This window comes from Nitratidesulfovibrio liaohensis, assembly GCF_011682075.1.
In the GTDB taxonomy this organism is placed as follows: Bacteria; Desulfobacterota; Desulfovibrionia; order Desulfovibrionales; family Desulfovibrionaceae; genus Cupidesulfovibrio; species Cupidesulfovibrio liaohensis.
This window is the reverse complement of sequence record NZ_VSMK01000285.1, coordinates 1-3,625: the sequence shown is the minus strand read 5'-3', so window position 1 is coordinate 3,625 and position 3,625 is coordinate 1. Positions and strand designations below refer to the sequence as shown.

2 protein-coding genes are annotated in these 3,625 nt (G+C 68.6%); both read left to right on the top strand.

The window, feature by feature from the left end; genetic code table 11:
• Nucleotides 1-131: 131 nt before the first annotated feature.
• Nucleotides 132-2,555, top strand: a complete 2,424-nt coding sequence (locus tag FVW27_RS10355) for a penicillin-binding protein 1A (RefSeq protein ID WP_167124910.1) — start codon at nucleotides 132-134, stop codon at nucleotides 2,553-2,555.
• A 188-nt stretch (nucleotides 2,556-2,743) separates the two neighbouring features.
• Entirely contained in the window at nucleotides 2,744-3,142 is a 399-nt protein-coding gene (locus FVW27_RS10350; RefSeq protein WP_167124908.1) for a cupin domain-containing protein, read from the top strand.
• Nucleotides 3,143-3,625 lie beyond the last annotated feature (483 nt).

Sequence of the window (3,625 nt, the reverse complement as noted above, 5' to 3'; positions counted from 1 at the left end):
ACGGCCCCCCTGCCAACCCCCCAGCCCATCCCCGATCCCCGCACCGCGCCACGCGGTCGCCGCAGGCCGCCCCGGCCCGGCAAACCGGGCGCTCTGGACGACGGGCCGGAAACGTTGTAACGCGCACCCCCATGAAAAAACTGCTGCTCACCCTCGGCATCGTCGGCGCGCTTGGCATTGCCGCCGCGGCCGGGCTTGCCGCCATGCTGGTGGTCTGGGCCTCGCACGATCTGCCCAGTTTCACCCGCATCGCCGACTACCGCCCCCCCCTCGTCACCACCGTGTATGCCCGCGACGGCAGCGTGATGGGCTATTTCTACCGTGAAAAGCGCTTCCTGGCCCCGCTGGACAAGATGTCGCCCCGCGTGCCCCAGGCCTTTCTGGCTGCCGAGGACGACGGCTTCTACCGGCACGAGGGCATCGACCCCATCGCCATCTTCCGCGCGTTCCTCAAGAACATGCAGGCGGGGTCCATCCGGCAGGGGGGCAGCACCATCACCCAACAGATCGTCAAGCGCCTGCTGCTGACCTCGGAAAAAAGCTACGAGCGCAAGATAAAGGAAGCCATCCTTGCCTACAGGCTGGAAAAATACCTGAGCAAGGACGAAATCCTCACCATCTACCTGAACCAGATCTACCTCGGCGGCGGCGCCTACGGGGTGGAGGCGGCGGCGCGCACCTACTTCGGCAAGCACGTCAACGAACTGTCGCTGGCCGAGGCGGCGGTGATCGGCGGGCTGCCGCAGGCGCCGTCGAAGTACAACCCCTTCCGCGACCCGGACGCCACCAGGCAGCGCCAGATGTACGTGCTGCACCGCATGCTGGAACTGGGCTGGATCAACCGCGCCGAATACGACGAGGCCGTGGCCCAGCCGCTGGTGTATCGGTCCATGGACGACAGCGGCTGGCGCGAGGGCGCGTGGTACCTTGAAGAGGTGCGCCGCCAGCTCATCGACTTCTTCAGCGAGGCCAACGTCAAGCGCCTGGGCCTGAAGGTGGACCGCTACGGCGAGGACGCCATCTACGAACTGGGCCTGCACGTGCGCACCAGCATGGAGCCGGTGCATCAGGCCGCGGCGGAAAAGGCCCTGCGCACAGGGCTGGACGATGCCTCGCACCGCCACGGCTGGCGCGGCCCGCTGCAACGGCTGAAGCCCGCCGAATACGACGCCTTCCTGAAGCACGAAAACTTCACTCCCGCCGCGCTGGTCGATGGCGCATGGGCGCGCGCGCTGGTGACCAAGGTGGTGCCGCAGGGCGCGGAAGTGCGCCTGGGCGGTTACCGGGGCTTCATCGACGTCAAGACCATGGCCTGGTGCCGCACCCCGGACATCCGCTACGCCCCCGAACACGTGCCCGCCGTCAAGGACGCCAAGAAGGTGCTGGACGTGGGCGACGTGGTGTGGGTTTCCGCCCTGGGGGCCGACGGCAAGTCCGCCAGCTACAATCCTTCGCTGGTCTCGCAGGCCGGGGTGATCCAGCTTTCGCTGGAACAGTACCCCGACGTGCAGGGCGCCGTGGTGTCCATAGAGCCGGACACCGGCGACGTGCTGGCTCTGGTGGGCGGCTACAGCTTCAGCGACAGCCAGTTCAACCGGGCCATCCAGGCCCGCCGCCAGCCCGGTTCGTCGTTCAAGCCCATCGTGTATTCCGCCGCCATGGACCACGGCTTTACCGCCGGGTCGGTGGTGCTGGATGCGCCCTTCGTGTACCTGAACGAGTACACCGACAAGATATGGCGGCCCGAAAACTTCGAAGGCGTGTTCTACGGCCCCACCCTGCTGCGCACGGCGCTGGCCAAGTCGCGCAACCTGTGCACCATCCGCGTGGCCCAGAAGATCGGCATTCCCGCCGTCATCGAGCGGGCCACGGCGCTGGGGCTGGAAGGGCCGTTCCCCAACGAGCTTTCCGTCAGCCTTGGCGCAGTGGCGGTTTCGCCCATCAACATGGCCGAGGCGTACACCGCCTTTGCCGCCGAAGGGCGCGTGGCCAAGCGCCGGTTCATTCATTCCATCAAGGACGCCTGGGGCGAGACACTGTTCGACTCCAAGCCCGATGTCCGAGAGGTGCTCAGCCCGCAGAACGCCTTCATCATGGCCTCTTTGATGAAGGAAGTGGTGCAGGACGGCACGGCCACCAAGGCCAAGGTGCTGGGCAGGCCCCTGGCGGGCAAGACCGGCACCTCCAACGACGAACGTGATGCCTGGTTCATCGGCTTTACCCCGCACCTGGTCAGCGTCGTCTACGTGGGCTTCGACCAGGTGGCGCCCATGGGCAAGTTCGAAACCGGCGGGCGGGCCGCGCTGCCCATCTTCGTGGACTACCGCAAGGTGGTGGAGCCCAAGTACCCGGCGGACGACTTCCCCATGCCCCCCGGCATCGTCATGGTGCGCGTGGACGGCAAGACCGGGCAGATCGCCGGGCCGGGCTCCGAGACCAGCTACCTGCTGCCGTTCCAGCTGGGCACCCAGCCCACCTCCACGGCGGGCGACCCGGTACACCGGGGCGACGACGACACCAAGAGCGCGGAAGACCTGCTGAAGCAGCTGTACTGACGCGCCGTGCCCCACCGGGGCATGACGATGGCACGACCGGATGCATGCGCCCCGGCTCCATGAGGACTTTCGAGGACCGTGGGCCGGGGCGCCTTGCTTCGGCTGCGGGGCGACCGCCTGTCTGCTACCGCCCTCCTGCCCCCCGCATGCACCATGAACGCACCCACGGGCGCAGCCCAAGGAGCCGCATGACGCGCCCCAACGCCCCCGCCCCCACCGTCACCGCCCGCGCCGACGCCGCGCCTTACGTCACCCGCGACGGGTCCGTCATCCGCGAGTTGATGCACCCCGCCGTGCATGGCAACCGCAACCAGTCGCTGGCCGAGGCGGAAGTGCCGCCCGGCTGCGTCACCCTGCTGCACCGCCACCCGCAGACCGAGGAACTGTACCACGTCACCGCCGGCAAGGGCCTGATGACCCTTGGCGATGCCAGCTTTGCCGTGGGGCCGGGCGACACCGTGCACATCGCCCCCGGCACGCCGCACCGCATCGCCAACACCGGCGACGTGCCGCTGCTGGTGCTGTGCTGCTGCGCCCCGCCCTACGCCCACAATGACACCGACCTGCTGGACCCCGCCGCCGGGTAGCCGGTACGCCGGGCTGCCGCGTCGAAACGGCCAGTGCCCACCGCAGCACGGAGACCGGGTCGACACCCACCGGAAAGTTGCCGCATCAGAAGTGCGCAAGAGTGCGCGCAAGGCGACTCCCGATGGATTTGCCCCTGCCCACCCGCCTCTGTTCCGGCAGGCGACCGGACACTTGCCGGGGTGCATTCCCTTCCGGCCATCCGCCCGCACCGGCCAGCCCGCCCCGATGATGCGCCCCGATGATGCACCCCGTCGTTCCGCCCTGCTGTTCCGCCTTCCGGCAGCACATGCCGCCCTGCCCACTCGCCCTGCCGCGCGAAACATGCTACAGGGCAGGCATGCGTATATTCACCATCAGAGGCGCCCTGCGCCGACCGACCGTTCCCTTCCTTTCGTTCCCCGCCTGCGGGATTGCGTCGGCCACCCTGGCCGCCGCGCTGCTGCTGGCCCCGCTTGCCGCGCAGGCCGCCCCGCAGGCCCAGC